General features: G+C 60.6%; 15 protein-coding genes. 5 read left to right on the forward strand and 10 right to left on the reverse strand.

What is annotated here, in order from left to right; all coding sequences use genetic code 11:
- The first annotated feature begins 81 nt into the window (after positions 1–81).
- The 3 genes from HYT87_12670 to HYT87_12680 all read left to right on the forward strand — a co-directional run bounded on the left by HYT87_12670 (position 82) and on the right by HYT87_12680 (position 2568).
- Positions 82–1560, forward strand: a complete 1479-nt coding sequence (locus HYT87_12670; GenBank protein ID MBI2060615.1) for a sigma-54-dependent Fis family transcriptional regulator — start codon at positions 82–84, stop codon at positions 1558–1560.
- Between the two features lie 72 nt (positions 1561–1632).
- On the forward strand, positions 1633–2091 hold the full coding sequence (locus HYT87_12675) for a hypothetical protein (protein ID MBI2060616.1): 459 nt from the start codon (positions 1633–1635) through the stop codon (positions 2089–2091).
- A 63-nt stretch (positions 2092–2154) separates the two neighbouring features.
- Entirely contained in the window at positions 2155–2568 is a 414-nt protein-coding gene (locus tag HYT87_12680; protein ID MBI2060617.1) for a hypothetical protein, read from the forward strand.
- Between the two features lie 90 nt (positions 2569–2658).
- On the opposite strand, the gene HYT87_12685 is transcribed toward HYT87_12680, so the two are convergent.
- The 10 genes from HYT87_12685 to HYT87_12730 form a co-directional block, all read right to left on the reverse strand.
- Entirely contained in the window at positions 2659–3438 is a 780-nt protein-coding gene (locus tag HYT87_12685; protein ID MBI2060618.1) for a hypothetical protein, read from the reverse strand.
- Between the two features lie 170 nt (positions 3439–3608).
- The gene (locus tag HYT87_12690) at positions 3609–4679 is read right to left on the reverse strand and encodes a GGDEF domain-containing protein (protein MBI2060619.1); all 1071 of its coding nucleotides are present in this window, start codon (positions 4677–4679) and stop codon (positions 3609–3611) included.
- Positions 4663–6042, reverse strand: a complete 1380-nt coding sequence (locus HYT87_12695; protein ID MBI2060620.1) for a hypothetical protein — start codon at positions 6040–6042, stop codon at positions 4663–4665. Before HYT87_12695 ends, HYT87_12690 begins: the two co-directional genes overlap by 17 nt.
- Before the next feature lie 7 nt (positions 6043–6049).
- Complete coding sequence (locus tag HYT87_12700) at positions 6050–8887, reverse strand: hypothetical protein (protein MBI2060621.1); 2838 nt, start codon at positions 8885–8887, stop codon at positions 6050–6052.
- 234 nt (positions 8888–9121) lie between these two features.
- The gene (locus HYT87_12705; protein MBI2060622.1) at positions 9122–9421 is read right to left on the reverse strand and encodes a hypothetical protein; all 300 of its coding nucleotides are present in this window, start codon (positions 9419–9421) and stop codon (positions 9122–9124) included.
- A 6-nt stretch (positions 9422–9427) separates the two neighbouring features.
- Complete coding sequence (locus HYT87_12710) at positions 9428–11032, reverse strand: hypothetical protein (protein ID MBI2060623.1); 1605 nt, start codon at positions 11030–11032, stop codon at positions 9428–9430.
- 130 nt (positions 11033–11162) lie between these two features.
- Positions 11163–12518: a hypothetical protein gene (locus HYT87_12715; protein ID MBI2060624.1), complete on the reverse strand. Its 1356-nt coding sequence runs from the start codon at positions 12516–12518 to the stop codon at positions 11163–11165.
- A gap of 109 nt (positions 12519–12627) precedes the next feature.
- Positions 12628–14244 carry a hypothetical protein gene (locus HYT87_12720; protein ID MBI2060625.1) on the reverse strand — a complete coding sequence of 539 codons (1617 nt, stop codon included), beginning with the start codon at positions 14242–14244 and terminating at the stop codon, positions 12628–12630.
- 112 nt (positions 14245–14356) lie between these two features.
- A complete protein-coding gene (gene traF / locus HYT87_12725) occupies positions 14357–15208 on the reverse strand; it encodes a conjugal transfer protein TraF (GenBank protein MBI2060626.1) in 852 nt (283 codons plus the stop codon).
- Positions 15209–15570: 362 nt separating this feature from the next.
- Complete coding sequence (locus tag HYT87_12730; protein ID MBI2060627.1) at positions 15571–16149, reverse strand: hypothetical protein; 579 nt, start codon at positions 16147–16149, stop codon at positions 15571–15573.
- 563 nt (positions 16150–16712) lie between these two features.
- Here HYT87_12730 and HYT87_12735 point away from each other — a divergent pair.
- Together HYT87_12735 and HYT87_12740 are read left to right on the forward strand one after the other, a co-directional pair.
- Positions 16713–17111, forward strand: coding sequence for a hypothetical protein (locus tag HYT87_12735; protein MBI2060628.1), 399 nt, complete (start codon positions 16713–16715; stop codon positions 17109–17111).
- Between the two features lie 12 nt (positions 17112–17123).
- The gene (locus HYT87_12740) at positions 17124–19661 is read left to right on the forward strand and encodes a TraC family protein (protein ID MBI2060629.1); all 2538 of its coding nucleotides are present in this window, start codon (positions 17124–17126) and stop codon (positions 19659–19661) included.
- The last annotated feature ends 1 nt before the right edge of the window (position 19662 follow it).

Consider the following 19662-nt stretch of genomic DNA (forward strand, 5'->3'; position numbering starts at 1 on the left):
CACGGAGTCATGTGATCATGTGCTCGGACCTGCGTCTCTTCTCCGCTACATGACCCCATCACTACATCACCACATGGCCACATGAGGACGCGCGCGCTTGTGGTTGACGACTCAGACATGGACCGGTCCGTCATGGTTGAGGGTGTTCGGCTGGCGTACTCTGAGGCGGAGATTGCGGAGGCCGGCTCGGGAGCGGACGCGCTTGAGTTGATCCAAGGAAACGCGTTCAACCTGCTGATTACGGACTTGGTGCTTGGAGAGGGGATAGACGGACTCAAGATCATTGAGCACGCCAGGGATGTACTGCCGCGTATCGGCGTGGTGGTCGTCACGGGGCAGCGGGCCACCCAGCCGGATGTGCAGAAGGCCCGGGGTCTGGGAGCGAGGCACCTTCTGTTCAAACCGGTTCAACCGGATCTCGTTAGGCGTGCTTGCCGGGATGCGATGCGGTACCGATCGCTGGCTGAGAAGGCACGAGAGGCTGTGGCTCCCAGGATGACGGTCAATCCGGAGTTGGGAGATATTGCTGAGATTGTTGGAGACAGCCCGCTCGTTAAGGCGATGAAGGCGGATATCTACCGTTTTGCGCGGATGGATTCATACCCGGTGCTTGTCACGGGGGAGACGGGAACGGGCAAGGAGCTTGTAGCCAAGGCCATCCACCGATTCAGCCCGCGGGCGAGGGGTCCGCTCATTCCCGTCAATCTTGCTGAAATCGATCGAGAGCGTTTCGAGTCGGAAATATTCGGCCACGTGCGGGGGGCGTTCACCGGGGCGGACCGTGACAATCCGGGCGCCGTGGGGAGGGCCGAAAAGGGGATACTTTTCCTGGATGAGATTGAAGCCCTGTCATTGGCCTTGCAGGGCAAGCTACTGAGGTTCTTGGAGTCGCGGGAATTCCAGCGAATGGGGGAGAAAGGGCAGCTTCGTTACGCGGACGTGCGAATCGTGCTGGCGACCAACCGGAACTTGGACGAGATGGTGTTGGAGGGAGAGTTCCGGGAAGATCTTTACTTCCGGGTCAATGTCTGTTCAATCGCGCTGCCGCCGCTCCGCGTGCGCGGGGCTGATATTGCAGAGCTGGTGAAGCACTTTATTCAGGTGTTGTCCGGGGAGGTGGGTGTCAAGGTGGAGCGTGTCGAGGATGGCGTATATGAGGCCGCTGCGAAACACGGTTGGCCTGGCAACGTAAGGCAGCTTCGGACGACGGTATTGAGGGCCCTGATGGACGTCACCAAGGCCAATGCAGATCCAGGGGTTGTCAAGGCAGAGGTGTTCGTTTCTCACATGCACGCCAGCCAGCCGTTAGGGGGTTCCATGGGATTGGGATCAGAAGACACTGCCGTGGACGAGAGGGTGGGCCAGTTGATCGAAGACGCGGCGGCGAAGGATCTGTTGGCTCAGCTTTGGTATGAAAAGGTGAGTTGGAAAGAGATATGTCGAAGGATCCCGAGGAACCGAATTACACTCCACACATGGCTGCGGCGGATGTCGGAGGCGGGAAAAATCACCGGCTATCCGCGGAGACTCCACCCGCGGAGTCGGGAGATGGAGTGGTAGGTGATTGTGGGACGGTCGGAGTAACGGGTGGTGGCGCGACGAGTTCTTTTTCAGTTATGGTATCATGGAGTCGTGAACATCGAACCATTCGAAATCGACTTGGACGGCATAGGAGGGCTGCAGATGCGGCGCACGTCCCTCGCGGCGCACCTGATCGGCACGGTCCTCCCTACGCTCCCGGCAGATGTCCTGACGCGGATACAGAGGAAGGCGCTGGAGAGACGGATTGAGGGGGTAAAACGGGTGAAGGCGGAAGAAGGAGAAGAGCCTTGGGACTGGAATCCGGGTGACCAACTTCCCGCAGATGATGGAATCGTCGATGCGCTCCTGGGTCCGGGAACATTTCATCTGTTTCTGGCGGAGACGATGGTGGAAGAACTGATGGGCATCGAGTTCACCAGGGAGCACGTTCCGCAGATGGAGGCCTTCTTCCGCTTCGATGCGCGTACGCGAGTCGAAGCGGAGGCCCGACTGGGCATCCTCTTTGCCTGTCCTTGGTCGGATCCCGGTTGTGATATGATTGAGTCATGAAATCGACGATCGAAAGTCGACAATCATTGGATATCCGATGACGATGAATCCATCGGCCGACGGATGAACATCGAACCATTCGAAATCGACGTGGACGGCATAGGGGGGCTGCAAATGCGGCTTACCTCGCTTGAGGCGCACCTGATTGGCACGGTCCTACCGACACTGCCGGGATCGGTCCAGATGCGGATACGCAATCTGGCGCTCCACAAACGAGTTGAGGCGGTAAAGCGGGTCAAGGCCGCGTGGGGGGAAGGGCCTTGGGAATGGAAGCCTGGTGACCCACTTCCTGCACATGATGGAATTGCCAATGCGCTCCTCGGATCTGGAACGTTTTATCTGTTTGTGGCGGAGACGATGGTTGAGGAGCTGATGGGTATTGAGTGCACGAATGCCCACGTCCCCCAGATGGAGGCCTTCTTCAAGTTTGATGGGCGTGCGAAGCTGGCCTACGACGCCGCACGGGGCGTGCTGTAGCGCCTTTCATCCGCCGGCCGGCAGATTCATGTCCTGACCCACCCCTGAGCGGCAGGCGGGTTATTGCCGCTCGGGAAGCCCGGATGCTCCTTACGCCGCGGACTCTGCGCGGATCTCTTCGGGGAGCATCGTCGGGCGATTTGCTCGCAAGAACCTCGCGACGATCTCTCGGTTTCTCGCCGGGGAAGACCAATTGACGTGCGCGAACTGGCGCATCAGGTGCAAGAGGTGATCCCTGTTTTCCGCGGTGAAGGCGTCCTCGCACTCCACCAGCTCGAGGAACCGAAGAACGGCTGTGGGGCCCGTGAGCATTTGCATCACCTTGCCGTAAGCGGCTTGGTGAATTCCCATCTGGAGCGCGACGAGCGTCGTGTCGAAGCGGCCTACGACCTTCATATGGTCGTGCTTCAGGCGGCGGAACACGGCGGAGCCGGCAGCCAGGCGGGCTCTTATCGCGGCGCACAATCCTTCGCAATGGTTTGCGAGGAGGGTTTGCGCCGCGCTGCGGACGTGGGCGGGAGGCTCATGCTTGGCCTGCCACGCCTCGATGACCGCAATGACGTCCTCTGGATCTCTCACCCTGGCCAGGGCCTCATCCAGAGGTACGATGTCCTCTTGCGTGACGATCATGCCGAACGTGTCGTTTTCACGCTGTTCCCTGAAGTCGCTGAGGATCTGTTTCACCCTCTGCGACGGGGAGTTCGCTGCGTGTTTGATCATGGTGGTCTCCTTCCTTCCCGCCGCGTAGGTTCTCTCCCGAATGACGGGAGGGATCTGCGCGGCGGGAGAAAGGGCCATCAGCCGCAACGCCAAGGGCGAGGCGGCCAATTCGGGCGAGACAGTCACCAACAGGATAACAACCGCCTGCACACTCAGGCGTGGGTCAGGAATTTGCACAAGGATCCCACCACCTGTCCGCCTCAGGCGGACCGGAAGGCAGGTCTTCGGCCTGGTGACGGGTGGTGGGATGATGGCGCGTGGGCCATGCACCACGTGGGGTGCATGGTTCACACCGAAGGAGGGAGACCGAAGACTGAGGCTCACAGCATCCTCAAGGAGAAGCGGCCCCGGCCGGTTTCTTTCACCTTGTAGAGTTCGTCGTCGGCGGCGCGGAGGGCAACGACAGGAGGCACGGTGGCAGGCGCTCGCACGAATCCGGAGCTGAGGGAGTAGGGCACCGACTGGAGTTCCTTGGGGACAAGGTCGTAGAGCTGTTTTGCCTTGTCCTTGAGACGGGAGGCGTCCGTGGGACAGAAAAACACCCCGAATTCGTCGCCGCCTAAGCGGCCGGCAAAACTGCCCTGACTGGTGACGGACTTGAGGCAGGCCGCCGCGGTCTTGATCGCCTCATTGCCCCCGTCATGACCGAGGCTGTCGTTGATCCTTTTGAGGAAATCCACGTCCACGAAGGCGACCCCGTAGGAATCCGTCGGCCGAAGCTGCCGGCATTCATCGACAACGCGTTTCATGAAGTAGGCGTGAAGGAACAAGCCCGTAAGTCCGTCCAGGGTGGCTCCTCGCTCGGCATATCGCGCGCGCTGGGCAAGGTTTCGGACTTTGTCGGTGTTGCGGCGTCGCATCTTGGCAAGAAGGTCGGCGCGGTTAAGGAGGAACCACGCTTCGCCGAGGTTACGAGGAGAAAGGGAGACATCGCAGCCCGCGATCAGGAGGTCGGTAACGCGATCGAGAGACAACTCATCGGTCCAGACGGCGATACAGGACACGTGGTCGGCGAGCGGACCGCCCCCGGATGCCAGGAGGAGGGCTCGGAGGGCCGTGGCGTCGTCCGCGCCGCAGTAGATGATGCGGAGGTCCCCCGGGGCCGTGGGGTCGATTCGATTCTCGTTTTGAGCCCAGGTGACACGGAGCCCGTCTGGACTGAACACGGTCATCCGGGTTGCGAGCTGTGCCGCGCTGACATCCCCGATGAGGATCCAGACCGGTGGCGGGAGGGCGGCTGAAGTGCCGTTGTCCCCTTCGCGTCGCTCCGGGGACGACCCCCTTCGCTCCGCTCCGGGGACGATGATAGGATTCGCGATGGGGTCTTCGCGTCGCGATCGGATTTGCCGTGGGGTCTGTGCGTCGACCCGGGGGCTAGGCTGGTACGGCATGGCTTTGAATGTGTCGGATAATGGATTCAGGCGTGTGTTGCCTCAGCACGCGGTCCGCTTTTGCGGGTGTGACGAGGACGTCGACGGGGGTACTGAAACCATAGGAATTCACCTCTGTGGGCGGGCCGACGTCCGAGGATCTGGACGCGAGAAGCGCTGTGTTGTCCCCTTCGCTCGTGGGCCTTGCTAGGCTTCGCGCAAGGCCCACGTCCGGGGACGACGAGCAGAATTGCCATGGGATCATTGCGTCGTGGATGACAGGGCACCATCCCGAGGGGAGATGACCTTGGGGATCGGAAAACCGCCTCGGGGTTTCAAGAATGATTTCGTCCTGCTCGAGTCCCAGGAACTCGGCGAGTTCAATCTCGGCAGAGCCGGGATGGGCGGCCAGTTCGAGGAAAGCCTGCTCCCCGGGACGGAGCGATAGCACCGTCCGATAGAGACCTCTCTCGCCGACGCGTGTGCCCCGAACGAGGGCATCGGCGACCACATTGCCTTGCGTGGCGATCCATGTCTTGCAGTCGTCCGGCGTCTTGCCGCTGAGTGCGCGAAGCACGTCCTCGGGCTCCATGAGCAGGGCATCGATGGCCTTCTTGATCATCGCCCTGCCCGCACGGACGCAGGGGTGATGATACAACGTGCGGCGAAGGGCCGCGATGTTTTCGCTCCAAAGTCGCGTGAGGGGGGCAGCAAAATCCAGGACAGTGAGCCGATCGTATGAGTCGGTTGTGACAACGGACGGATAGAGAATGCCTGGAAGCTCGGCGAGGGAGGCGAGGCCTGCATGGAAGGCACTACGTGGATGGACGTCGGCCTGAACGCATCCCAAGGGGGCAAAGAGACAGTCCGCGAGGAGGGTCGCGGTCTCGCGGCGGTTCTCGTAGGCGTCGGTTGAGGGCAGGCTGTCAGGGAGTGGGTAGACCAGGTTGGCGAGAGTAAGCGGATCAAGCCCCATCGCCTTGAGCGGTTCGCCGAGTGTTTGGAGGATGATTTCGCGTCCGGTTCGGGGAATAAGGACTTCGTCCAGGGCTTCGGCGATGAGGTCCAGGAGGGGGCTGGCGGCGAAGGCAATGTCATGAACGAGCGCAGCCGCGAGGTAGCGAAGCTCGTCTTCAGGGGCCAGGATCTCCGTGATTTCCGGAACGTTGTTCCGGAGCGCGGCGAGCATGGCCTGAGCCCGTTCCAATGATCCGAGGGCGTGTTCAAAGCGGTCATTCTTGGACCCGGGATAAACCAGGTCCGCGCCGTTCCAGACGGGAGCTCTCCGCAGGCTTTGGAGCGCTTCGGATTCCACGAGCGGTATGAGAGGGAGCGGAACACGAACGCTCGACAAGGGCTGTTGAATCATGATCCATCGGGGCATGGGGCACCTACTGGATCGTGAATTCTTTCGTGTGGGGACACGCGCCGGATAGCGACGTGTCCGGATTGCTCCAGTTGCCGCCGCGGTCGCGGACCGATACGAGGATACGCCAAGCGCCGCTTGGATCGGGTGGCCGTGGCGAATCCGGAAGTGGCACGGAGGCGGTCTTGGAGGAATCGCACACATGGAGGAGGTCGATCCATTCACGAAGGGAGGAAGGCAGCTGGGAAATGTTTTTCATGTCGCATTCGGGCGCATTCTGCACGCAGATGGCGATGCCTTTGCCTTGATACAGGATGTCCTGGCCTTCGCATGGAGTGTAGGGGGTTGACGAGCTGAGTGAGGAGACAGGGTAAAGGCTGGTCCACAAGGGGGAGAAGCTGCCGGAGCCTGCGTGGCACCCGTAGGTAGCGCCACAGTTGGACGGATCTGCGGGACTCAGGGCGAATTCGCCGAGGGGGATGCGATTCTCGCTCGTTCCGCACTTGCCCGCCGGCGGAGTCGAGGCTCGTTCCAAATAGACGGTTGCTCGATCGACGTCGGAGACGTGATCGAAGGCGACAACGTCGAGTCCAAGCTTGAGTGTTCCCGCCGAAAAGGAGGGGATACCGTTCGCGCTGAAGAGGGCCATTCGAACCTCTGGAGTGCTGGTATCCTGAGATCCGGACCCAGAAAGGTTATCCGTGAGGACCAGACGCCTGACGGTGAGGAAGTTGCCGGACGTGTCGACGGCCTCAACTGAAAGCAGGGCGCGGCAGGGGGCGCTCGGGCAGGATGGAATCATGGGATATCCGATGGGGCCCATGCTCCAGTGGCCATAGTAACCCCAGGCGTCCTCGAGGGTGTTGCGCCACGTGTCGGCCGGAGTGCGGGAAAGGTCCCTGGGGCAGTAGGTGGAGGGGAGTCCATCCTGCCAGACGGTGACGCCTTGGCGTCCGGGCTGGAGGCTTTCGATCTTGAGGCACCAGCGGTAAAGATCAATGCCTCTGTCATCCTGGAGCGCCGGGAGGGGGACCCCGGAAATCAGATTGCCGGTGTACCTGGGGTCCCCGCTGAGGAGGAGTTGCGGAGGTGTTTCGTCAACGACCACGGCGATTGATTTCACGGAAGTCTTGATGCCCGCGTAGTCGGCGGCTTCGTAGAAGAGAAATCTGGCGCAGCTGGAGCCGTGGCAGAACAGGTCCTCCGGAATACGGTAGAACGGGACAGGCTTTGTGAAAGATCGAGGGGCGCATTCGGTGGGCGAAATGTCGCCACGGGATCGGTAGCAGCGTTCCGCCTCGGTGTTGGGGGTACAGGAAGCTTGCGGACCAGTTGGTGTCACACAATAGGAGAGACGCGATAGATCGTTGGTCTCGGGTGAAGGCGTGCGAACAAAATTGGCTGGGAGGGGGCCGGTGTAGAGGCCGTCCTTGAGATCGCAATCGAGAAGGATCTGCCCGTCCTCGAACGGAGGGCGTTTCTCCCACGAGGAACCTGACCAGCGCTTGTGGAAAGATCGGCCGGGATTGCGCACGACGCAGCGGGTGGGCTCGGTGTCGGAGTAAAATCCCCCGCAGTCGGTGGAGCAATTGCCAAGGGTATCGCAGGCCTGGACACAGAGCCCCATGCTGAGGGCCTTACCTTGCGGTACGCCAAGCGTGATCGACATCTCGAACGATGCCTGGCCGGAATCGTTCGATATCGAGTAGTCGTCCGGTATGCAGTAGAAGGGATGATCGGCGGACCAATCGTATACCTCAGCGTTCGGCCACACGCAGTAGCTGATGCGTGAGACCCCGACCTGGTCCGACGCGCTGATGAGGATCGGCACGGAGGAGCGACCTGAGACGGCCTCACCGAAGGGTCCTGTAAGGAGAAGCCCTGGACCCGACGCGTCGACGGTAACCTTGGCGCGGACGATATCGGATAGGACGTCATCCACGGTTGCGGCCCGCGCCAGAAGCTCATATGTGCGGGTCTCGCTGAATGCCTGTGGCGGAAGAGCTTGTAGAAAGAGAGTCTCGCTGACGGTGGTCATTTGGGTCCAGTCGGACGGTCCGCAGGTCTGTGTGGATGTGGTGACAAAGCAGTACTCCAGCCTGTGGAGCATTTGTCCCTGGGGGGCCGAAGCCTTGATGGTGATCGGGTGGTTCAGGGAAACAAGATATGCCGGACTCAGGGTGATGATCGGTTTGGGCGCGGACTCCGTCGCTGGGGGCAGGGTATCGCGAGCTGGAGCATCTGGATCGGAATTTGTAATGGTCTGAGCAGCGGGGGCTGGGAAGGGTTCAGCGTTCGAGGTTTGTGCGGCTACCGAAGCATCGCTATGGGACGCAGCCTGCATCCACGTGAGGACTGATTTGAGGCCGGCGTCGTTGACGGCGTAGAACGCAAGCCAAGTGGCGCAGTTGTTGCCCCCTGCGCTACGCTCCGGGGACGACGAATGGAAGGTCAATGGGGTCTTTGCGTCGCAGGGAGCGGTTGCACGTCGGGCCGCCGCCTGGATCTGTCCCAGTGAGATTTGGGTGGTTCGGCGCGGCGGGAGTCCGTTCAGGGCTTCTCTGATCGGAGTATGGCACGTAGCGGTTTCTATGGATGCTGTCACATCGGAACACCAGACGATTTCGCGGAGGCCGGAATCAGGGTCTTCGGCGTGCAGCAGGAATTGGAGGCCGTTCGCAAGGGACGTCTTGGTAATCTGTGTGAGGGGAGGGGTGGAATCGGTGACAACCGCACCCTCGGATGAAACGACGGTTGGTTCGGATGGATCCTCCTCCAAGCACGAGTAGGACGATAGGGTAGCAACCGTAAGGGCAAGGATGTACAGGATGCCACGTGCAGGACGCGCAAACGGTGCCGGCAAGGGCGAGGAGCCTACTCCGCCGAAGAAGTCAGTTCGGCTGCGAAGGGTGGATGGCCGACCCGGCCCGGCGCCGATTGTGTGTCGCCCGTTTCCAAGGCTAATGGGTGTCATGTTCATTTCTATACGCAAGGCGTGCCAGACTCATTGACTTAACTCCTTACCCCGACTTGACATATCGCACGGTTGAACTGCGCGATCCTCCGAGTTTGTTTCAGCCGAAACAAGGGCAGGAGATTAGGGGCCGTAGATCCATCCAGAGCGCCGATAGTTGGGCCAGCCGGGGACGGGGAAGCCCCACCTCCACTTGAGATGCGCAAAATAGCCCGGTGGTTTCCCTTTCCTGGCCTTCCTTCGGAAAAGACCCACGACGATCCCCACGAGGAGGCCGATGGGAAACGCGACATAGACGCCGAGGAGTTGCATGGTGATGAGGCTGCCGAGGGCGGTGGCGATCGCCATCGGTTTTACATCGGACTTGTCGAGCCCGAGGATGGAAACGGGTTGATCGACGAGAGTGTGAACCTTTCGGGGCATGATTCCCTACCTTCGTGCGATGGAAATGCCGGTTCGCACGGCTTGGAACGTGGTTCGGCCTGCACCGAGACCCTTTTGGTAGGCTGCTCGACCTGCGCCCATCCCCTTGGAGACGACCGTGCCGGAAACGCCGGATGCACCCGATGCCACCTTGTGTGTCTGATGGAAACTCCGGATGGCGGCGATACTCGGCGCAAGCAGAATATCGAAGATGACGAAGCAGGCGAGAACGGGAAGCCCGTACAAAAGAGCGAACTGGGCAAACTGAAGGGCGAACTGGGTGACGAAGAGGTCCTCAAACATCGCGCCGCGGAAGGCGCCAAGGTCCATGGAAGAACCGGAGGAATAGAGCGCATTGACGATAATGGAGCCGCTATCGTGCGTAAGATCGGGGCGATCGAGAAAGGCGGTCATCATTTTCCAGCTCAGTCCCTGAAAGGACGTGACGACGAGGTAGAAATAAGGGAGGGACCTCACGACAAACGCCAGGCCGAAAAAGCCGAGGTAGGCACGCCAGCCGATGATCGGGACAAAAGAAAGGAGCATCGTAAGGGGAAACGCGAGCGCCAGGACCAGGTTCATGACTCCGTTGACGAGTGAAAATACGTACGGGCCCACGGCGTCTGCAACGTAGGTCTTGACGAGGATCCCAAGGCCATAGAGGAAGCCCATGACGATGTACTGAGTAGATTGTGCGGCCGCTATCTTGGTGAAGCCCTTGACGCGATCGATCACGCCATCCGTTCCCGTGAAGGCGTCAAACGCGGAAGCCTCCTGGCGGAGGTGGGCGAGCTCGATTTGGGTGCGTAGCGAGGATTCGGCCCAGAGTCGGCCGGCGCCGTGAAGAGCTCTGTTTTGCGTGAGGCCGAGATCCTGGAGGGACTTCTCGGCGAGGGTGTCGACGTTTTGGAGGCGCTGCTTGCAGGTCTCGCTGAGATTCGACCTGTTTTGCGTGTCGGCGTACTCGACCCCGCAGGTTTCGAGGAATTCATCGACCGCGTCCTGGATGGCAGGGGAAGTGAATTTTGCGTTGACGGCAGCGGAGATCCGGGTCATGTGGGCCGGGACGTCGCCTAAGGTCTTCTGCATAGCGTCCGCGGTGGCGGTCGTGATGCCGGACCAGAAGGAGTCGGTGAGCGAGAGAATGAGCCAGTAGGGGCGAGGAACGTAGACGATGTCTTGGTCACCGGTGGAAGCAAGCCGATACTTCCCTTCGGCAATCCATTGCCAGGGAAGATTGGTTGTGGGCTGCGGTGCCGTCCCTTCCGCTCCGCTCCACGGACGACGCGATGAAGAATCATGAGGTCCTTGCGTCGTAGCGGCTCCCGTCTTGGGGCCGGCATCCGGGTAGATCCTGGGAAAAGCATTCATGGAGAGAGGCGCCGGAAGGGCGATGCAGGACAGAAGGATCAGCCACGGAATGGACGTCGAGAGGATCCGGGGGGTCCGGGCGAAGTACAGACGGACGATGAGGACGAGGACGGTAACAAGGGTCGTGGCTTGGGCCAGGCTGAGAAGAAGACGGCTCTTGGTGAGGAGGGATAGGCTCTGTTCAAGGATGAGAGCTCCTTTCCAGGCCAGCTGCTGGTCGAGGAACGTCAGGGTGACCATGGGGCCCCCTCCGCTCGTGGGCCTTGCTTGGCTCCCGCCTTCGCGAAGCCCGCTCCGGTGGGCGTAGGAAGGTCGCGCAAGGCCCACGTCCGGGGACGATGAGTGGAAAGATCATAAGGTCTTGGCATCGCTACACTCTGGCGTCCAGGAATCCGCTGAAGAGCATACGAGTGATGCGGAAACTCCAGCGGGGGAGGCCCTTGAGCGCGAAGAGGCTCCCGATATAGAAAATGTTGCGAAGCGTATCGATGTCGACGGAGTGGGATTCGTTGAAGACCGTGGAGGCGGCCTGCAGGCCGCTGAGGAGCGGGTCATGGATATCGGCGGCCATGTTGGAGCTGAAACTGCCGAGCAGGGAGTCGATGACATGAAAGAGAAAGACGTAGATGGGCCAGCTGCGTGCCCAAAAGAGAAACATGGCGTAGCGGATGACCGTCGAGTAGTTGGTCGTTGTCAGGGTGACGATGGCAAACACAGGGTAAAGGAGGAGAATAACGAAGGAGATACCGCCCCCGATGGCGGTCATAAGGGGAAGACCGAAAAGGTGTATCACGATTTTTGAAACCCAGCCGAGGGCACTGGTGATGAGGGAGATCACGCCGCCCCCCTTGTCCACCAGGAGGCTGGTCGATTGCTCCCAGGTTTCGACCTCCTCTTCGGCCCACATCTGCATTTGTTTCTTGGCCAGGCCTTCCTTGTTAAGACCAGCGGCGGCAACGAGCTGGTCGGGTAGAGTCATGCCGACCTGCTCCCTGGCTTTTTGAAGCATCTCTTTCTGAAGGAGATCTTTCGCATCCTTGCACGACATGTGATTGACGTCGGCAGTCGACGGACCCGGCGACGCGGGGATTCCATAACGATTCTGTTCGTCGTCCCCGGAGCGAAGCGGAGGGGGCGCGGGCAGATGGCTGAGGGCCTGGTCAAGCGTCTCGCCGCCTCCGAGATATGGAGCGGCCGAGGCAAAACAGTGGTCGAGCCAAGACCGAAGATCCTGCCGCAGGCGGGGATCGGGCAGCGCGGACGCCGCCATGAGGTAGGATTGTCTGGCGTTCAGGAATGGGGCCTCCCGAAAGGTCCCCTTCACGCCATAATCGGCCGCAGCGACGGTGAAGGTGACAAGAGAGTCAACGATGGTGACCGGAAGAGCCAGAAGGAGGGGTACGGGCGCAGATGCCCGCACGTTGATTCCTTGGTAGAAATTCACTGCCGACGGTCCGGCAACGGTGAATTCCTTGATCCTCACATTGACCGGCATGAAGAGGAGGGCGCCCAGGAAGAGCTTGAGCACGACCTGCGGAAAGGAAAGGTAGTCGCCCTGAAAGAGGATTCTGAAGACCATATAGGCGATCAGGACCAAGGAGACGGCCGCGGCCAGAGAGGGAATGAGACCCTTCCCGAAAGGACCGAGGGCCGCCGTGACGGCCCGGAAGGCCATGTCGGTCAGGAGAGAGTCCAGCCTGGTGAGGGATTGAACGGTGAAGGTCACCCCGCACCTATCCTTTCAAGGTGGCTTCGGATGCCGAAGATTGTAGCCGAAGACAGCTTCCCCTCACGCGCGATGTCGATTGAGATCCCGTGACGGGATAGGTGCGGGGTCATGGGTGTTTCGCGAGCACCGAGGGAGGCGGCTGGGCGCCGGCCTCAAGGAGAACATCGACGGGGCGGATTGCACCATAGCGCACCTGCTCAATCACCCAGGCTTTCTTGGTGCGTTCGTAGGCGGCCACCTCGTTCAGAAGTTCAACGAGCGCCTGCCTGAAGATGTCATGGTAGTCTGAAAGTTTCCCGACGTTGCCCTCCAGAACGCCAAGATCGGTCTGAACGGTCTGGATGAGCGCGCGGAGCTCCTCTTTGGCTCCCGTCTGAAGCTGGAGCGTGTCGTTGGGGACGGACTGGCCGGCGGCTTCGGGAAAGATGTGGGCGCGGTTGGCGGCCGTGAGAACGGCCTGGGTGCGTCTCAAGACGACGAAATTCGCCAGGTGTTCAGCGACGATGTCTTTGGCGAGAAAACACAAGCGGTCGAACTCGTCGTTGTGGGTTTCGGCGTTGGCGCGACAGAGCGCGGCTCCATAGTAGGTGAGGGAACCAAGGGGGATTTGACGGGCGTCCGCGAAGGCGCCGTCGCAGACTCCACCGGGCATGAGGGGGGTGTCGGAGCCGAAGGTTTTGGTCGTGCCGTAGACGGTAAGGCTGAGACCTGAACGACCCCCGGGTACGGAATAGAGCTTTTCCAGTTCGGCCCGGGCGCCATCGGGCCCTACAATGGACGGATTGGCGGCGATCCGGTCCACGGTGCGCGTGACTTCCTCCTTGAGGCAGCGGCGGAGCTCGCGCGTCTTATCGCCAATGGGTGTGCTCGTGGTCTGACCGGCCTCGATGGAGCTTTGCATTGGCCAAAGTTTGCGCCCCCAATTCGCCCAGACGTTTCCGGCGATCTTTTCCATGGCTTGGTCCGCAGTGAAAGCGCCGGGGATGCCGAGTTTCTTCCACCAGTCTTCCAATGCAGAGGGGTCGCTGCAGCCGCCGGCGTCCGCGGCCTGACCTTTGCGAGCGACGCACTCGAGTCGTTTGTTGTAGTCTTTGAGGAAGGGACTGCTGGATCCTTGCGTTTCTTGAGAGAGCTTGAGGGCTGCAAACTGGGCCATTTGTTGACAATCGGCCATCTGGAAGGAGGCAACCATCGCGCCGATACGTTGCAGCTCGTCGATGGTGGAACCGACCTTGGGCAGGTGTTTCATGAGATACAGGGAAGCAAAGCCGGCGGTAGCCGGCAGACTGGAGACCACCTGGCGGAGCTGGTCGACGTTGGCGTGCTGGACAATGAAATTGTTCACGTCGAATTGGCAACCGTTCATATGAACACCCGGCATCTGCAGACGAAAGAGCTCCGTATTGGATGGCGGCTGATCAGGAGCCCAGTGCAAATTGAACGTTCGGAGATCCGTGTCCCCCGAGGCGCTTCCCGATCCATACCAAGGGGGCCTTTTGTCGGGGGTGCGACCATAATCAGTCGCGAAGGGTTCCGCATGGGCCGGAGGAACGGGCGCCACCAAAACGAGAAACGCCGTCGCGAGGCCGAACGAGACGAGAAGGATGCGACGCAAAGACCCCATGGCGAATCCGATCGTCGTCCCGGTGCCGATCCTCATACCCTTCCGATCACCGTCCCCGGAGGGGGCCGGAGCGAAGCGAAGGGGGCGCGGCGTCTTCACCCCGCACCTATTCTTTCGTCTGTCTGAGGCGTGGCAAAGACAGGTGCCGATAGGCGGCTTTGCCTCCGACACGATCCCACCCGGCGCGCTTCTTTCGGAATAGGTGCGGGGTTCATCGGATCCAGTGGGGGAGGTCCGGCGCAACCTCGCGGAGTCTTCCGAGGATTGCATCGCGCGAGCTCAGGCCGCGCAGCTGCGTGGGTTCCGAGCTATGAGGCGAGAGAAATATCATTGTAGGTGTCGTCGTGATCTTTGCCGATTCGAAGAGCGAATCACCCGGGATGAACGGGAACGGAAGGGCGCGTTTCGGATAACCGGTGGATGGGGCGACGCCGATGACCTGAATGTGGCCGTGGGATATCTTGAGGATCTCGGCAAGAATCGGTTCCTGCTGGGCGCAAAAAGGGCACCCCTCGCGTGAGAAATAGAGAATGGTGGGGCGGTCAGGCGCTGGAAATTGGAAGCTGGCGTTCTGGGGCGATGCGTTCTGCGGCGATGGTTGAGCTGGGAGAGGAAGGGCGCCAGGGATGGTATACCCCATGGATGCCCATTCGGCCGCAAGGGCCTGGGCGAGCAAGGCGGATCCGTAGTTGACCCGAGTCATGGTCTCTCTGAGCTTCGCGGCGATCTCCGAGGCTTTTTGTTCCGTGGGCGCGGCAAGAAACAGTTGGACCTCCTGCTCGGTCGGCCCCACGGCGCCAGGCGCCTGGGGTGGTCGCCCAGGCTCTTCCTCTTCTGTGTCTCGTGGAGCGGGGGCAAGGGTCTTGTTCTTGGGAAGCTGAGTGGGTGGCACCTTGTCGTTGGAGGATGGCTTCACACAGTCCCGTGAAAAGAAGTTGATCTTGCACGGTAGGAAATCGATCCACGCGCCGGCGAGTCCGGGCGAGATGATGGCACCCGAGAGGATGACAAGGGTCGATAGGACCGACCGCAGGGGAACAAGGAGCTTGGCGAGGGTATTCATCTGTGGGGCGGTGATGGTGGAGTGCCTTGCATCCGGTCAGGCCCTGTGGGGAGAAACAACGAATCCGAGGGTAGTGGGTCCTCCCCGGACAGGAGTTGTCGTAAGGTGGTAAGGCTCTGCCTGACTTGGTGGTATGTTTTAATCTGGGTCCGAAGGGCAGCGAGAACAGCGGTTGGCTGGGCACTGGAGGCGTCCAGGAGATGCGGGCAGCTGGCCCTTTCCGTGCAGCGGCCCTGAGATGACGGCTTGAGCAGATAGGCGGTAGCTGCCGCGGCCGCAACGAGGAAGAAGAATGTTCGGAGCAGAGGGCGAGGGCACCTCTGCGGGCCTGTCGCTGGGTTCAGGGGGCTGGTCTTCATGGGTCAGGCAGGCAGTGCGGAGAGGTCGGTGCGATTGAGAGTTCGATCCGCAACGAACTGTTCAATCGCGTGGGCGATGCCGGAGAGCTTCATGGCGACAACCGCGGCCGCAAATTTCTCAAGCTGGGAGAATACGAGGCGGCCAATGGTGGATCGGAGAATGCGGGATGCTCCGAGATCAAGATGAAGGAGGATCTCCGCGTCGATGCGGGTCTTCCCGTCGCCGGCTAAAAATCGGTACAAGCCTTCTCCGGTAATGTAGGCATCGAAGCCCTCGACGCGGATCGTCCAGGTGATCGAATTGGTGCGTGGGCACCAGGAACTGACCGTGACGAAAGCGATCTCCTGTGCGCCGATCGCCTTGCGGAGGAGCTTGGGAACGTTCGCCTCCACCACCCAGCGGTCGGTCCGGATTACGGTTCCCTGAGAACTCGTCTTGTGAATCGGCTTGATGGATCGAATGTCAGGCATGTAGTCCGTGAGCGATTCGAGATTCGTAAGGGCCAGCGAGAACAGGTCATCCGCGGAGCCGGCGTGGACGACCAGGTCCTTCTGTATTCGCAGTGTCTTTTTGGTTTGCATCTCCAACCTCCTCTTTTGGAGAAACTATAAGCATGGGCGTGCCAAGGGACTGATGCAGCCGTTCGGGATGACTGGGAATTCCACGCAGGCGGCACCACAAATACTCCGTGTTTGTTTCAGGTGAAACATCCGGCAAGGGGGAGGAACCGCTGACGATGAGGTCGGTGATCGCGGGCGGGAGGCTCCGTTGTTTCAGGTGAAACAAACGCGGAGGACTTTTGGTTAGGGTCGCATGGATTTAGGCGTCATAGCAGGGGATTGGGCAGGTACCTTGGCATGGGGTTGCTCTATGGTGTGGTCATGAGTGTGATCGAGTCCGCAAGACGATGTAGAGACCCCATCAACCTTCCACTCATCGTCCCCGAAGCGAAGCGGAGGGGGCGATCAGGCGCGAACGCTCTGACGGGAGCGGCCGGGTCGGCCATCCTGGCCGCTTCCGGCACCGCTACCGCGTCCTGCGGGCGGGAATCGATCCACCAAGAAATAAGGAAGGAAATGAATCGAAGGGAAGCAAACCGCCGCTCGATAGAGCGGCATCCCGAAAGGGAAGGAGGTACAGTCGAATGAATACATCGGTAAGAAAAAGAATTGCAGCGCTCGTCGGCGGATTGTGCTTGACGATCGCCGTGCTGGCCGGAACCGCCGCAGTGGCGCGTGAAGCGGCCGCTGCAGGGACCTCGAACTCGGTGAACATCTCGCCGGAGTTCAACGATATCGTCACGTACACGGACAGCGCGACAAGCCTCACGAAGGGAGTGTTGATCCCGCTTCTTTTCGTGATCGGAATCGCGATGTTCCTGCTCGGGCTGTACATCGCGAAAGGTTCACTGGTGGTGAGAAGCCTCACGGCCTTCCTTCTCGCCGGCTTCGTGGTGGGGCTTGCGAATAAGGCGTTGACTAAGATCAACGGGTTCAACAGCACCGCAGTGGTGGTGACCACCCCCACCAGCAGCCAGCCCTAAGAGCGGCCGGCGATGGCGGTGTCAAGAGCTGTCCTGGAGGTCCTCTTCTCCAGAGGAGAGGACCTCGGGGAGCTCCTGCCGTACGGGTTCCATGATCGTTCGGCCGGGGTGTACATGGGAGTGGACGGCGCGATGGGCGCCATCTTCGAGCTCACACCGTGCGCCTCGGAAAGCGAAACGGAAGAGATCCGGAACGAGGCCGTAGCGAAAGCCGAACGGTTCTTCGCGGATATCCCTTCAGGCGTTGACGCCCAGTTCATCATTGTTTCGAGTGGTCACGTCGATGAGGACGTGGACGCGTACGAAGCCGGAACGGACACGGACAATAAGATCGTGCGGGCCTTGGTGGACAACCGGATGGCGCGGCATCAACGGGCGGTACGCGAAGGGTTCGTCCCGGGTGACCCGATGCGGGCGAGATCCGTGCGGTACTACTTCACGCTGCGTTATGGCAAACGTGAGATTGAGGGTGGCTGGTCACGCGTTCTCGGGATGGTCCGTTCGGGCAGCTACCACAGGGACAAGGTAGATCGCCGGCACGATGAAGTGAAGGAGGTTTTCCAACGCTGGGTGGAGACGGTTCGCCGAGGACTCGACTGGTTGGGCCTCGACCCGCGACCCGTGGGTCCTTCTGCTCTTCTGCGGCTACTCGACATCATCCTGAATCCGAATCTGTCGTATCAGCGTCCGCTTGACGGTCGCACACCCTTCGACCCGGAGTTGCCTTTGCGACATCAGGTTTGCCGGGAGGTGTACGAGGTCGCAGGGGGGCGGATCCTAACGGGTGCGGAACAGGGGACGGAAGGGCGCAAGGTCATCAAGGCATTCTCCCTCACGGGTCTTCCGAGTCAGGTACGGCCGGGGATGATCCAGGATCTGATCGAACGCATCCCCTACGATTTTGTGGCTACGCTGAACTTCAGAGTTGAGGACAGCCTGGATGCCATTCAGGGCCTCGATGTCGCCCGTTTTTTTCTGGGGCGTCACTCGCGGGGTATGCTCGGCCAGGAGAATTTCGGTGCCCGGGCAACGCTGGAGGAGATTGAGGAGGTTTCGACGGAGGTTCATTCCCAGGGGAGGCGCCTGATAAAGTTTGCGCTCCACGTCGTGGCCGTCGGCAAAGCGTCGCAAGAGGCGCGCATTGAGGACGAGGTGGGGCAGGCGTTTCGGAGCCTGATGGGGACTGCGACGGTAGAAAGAATTGTGTGCCTGCCGGTCCTCCTTTCGTCTCTCCCGCTTGGCTTCGACGCGGCGCTCGACACGAGCCTCAGGCGCCTTCGGACCGTGCTGTCAGACCGCTTCGCTTGCCTGACGCCCGTGTGGGGCTGCTGGCGGGGAATGAACAATCGGGTGGCGGCCTATGTCAACCGATTGGGGGAGATGGTTGGCTTTGATTTGTTTGGAGCGGACGGAGCGCCGCACGCGATGATCTTGGGTGGGACGGGGAAGGGGAAAAGCTTTATGATGCAGGACCTCATCCTCCAGACCTTCCGGCACAGGGACAAGCCGTACTTTTTCGTGATCGACATGATGGGCGGATCCTACCGAAAACTGTGCGAGGTTTTGGGGGGGCGATACATCGAGGTGGACCTCAAGAAGCCGGTGCGGATGAACCTTTTCGCCGGCGAATATTCCGAGGACCAGGCTGCGTATTGGACGAATCTGTTGTACCTCATGGTCAAGGACCAAGGGGCCAAGGGTCCCATGTCGCACGAAGTCAGGGCCGTGCTGACCGATGGCGTTAGGTCCGCGTTCGCGGGCAAGGGAGGGGAGGAGGTTTTCCTTTCGGATGTGGCGGACGCTCTCCGATCTCTGGGGGATTTGGGAGCGGGTCTTGCGCTCAGACTACGGCCGTTTCTGAGGGGGGTCGGCGTCTTCGGCGAGATATTTGACGGTCCCTCAACCCTGCCTACGGGGGACCTGCCACGTTTCACCGTGTTTGACCTGACGGGAGCCAAGGAACACAAAGACCTCCACGCACCACTGCTGGGCGCCGTGATCCAACAGATCCAGCGACTGGTTTCGGGGCCGGCTCTGCGCGGGGTGAGAAAGATCATCCCGATGGACGAAGGCTGGGCGGCGCTAAAGGATGATGCGGGCGAGGAGTTCGCGAGGGAGGCGTGGAAAACTTTCCGAAAAATGTACGCGGCGGTTCTGTTCATGACGCAGGACATGGAAGACGTGGCCAAGAGCGCGGCTGGACAAGCGATCATCAACAACTCATCAACCTTTATTATCTTCCAGCACAGAGACGAGGCGTTTTCATCGCTCAAGAGCGGACTTAACCTGTCAGACGCCCGGACCAACTTGGTGCGCTCCCTGCAATGGAAGAAGGGGTATTTCAGCGAAGTGTACGTGAAAACGGCACACGGCGGCCGAACGGTGGATACGGTACTGAGGGTGATTCCGGACGGGTTCAGCTATTGGATGTTCACGATGGACGGAGACGATCTGAAGGTGCTCGATGAAAAGCAGCGGAGCGCGGGAAACCTTTTGGCAGCGATCGAGGCGCTTTCGAAGGAGAAGCCGCATGGAGCGAAGGCGGCCTAAA

The sequence above is a fragment of the Nitrospirota bacterium genome, from assembly GCA_016180645.1.
GTDB lineage: Bacteria > JACPQY01 > JACPQY01 > JACPQY01 > JACPQY01 > JACPAV01.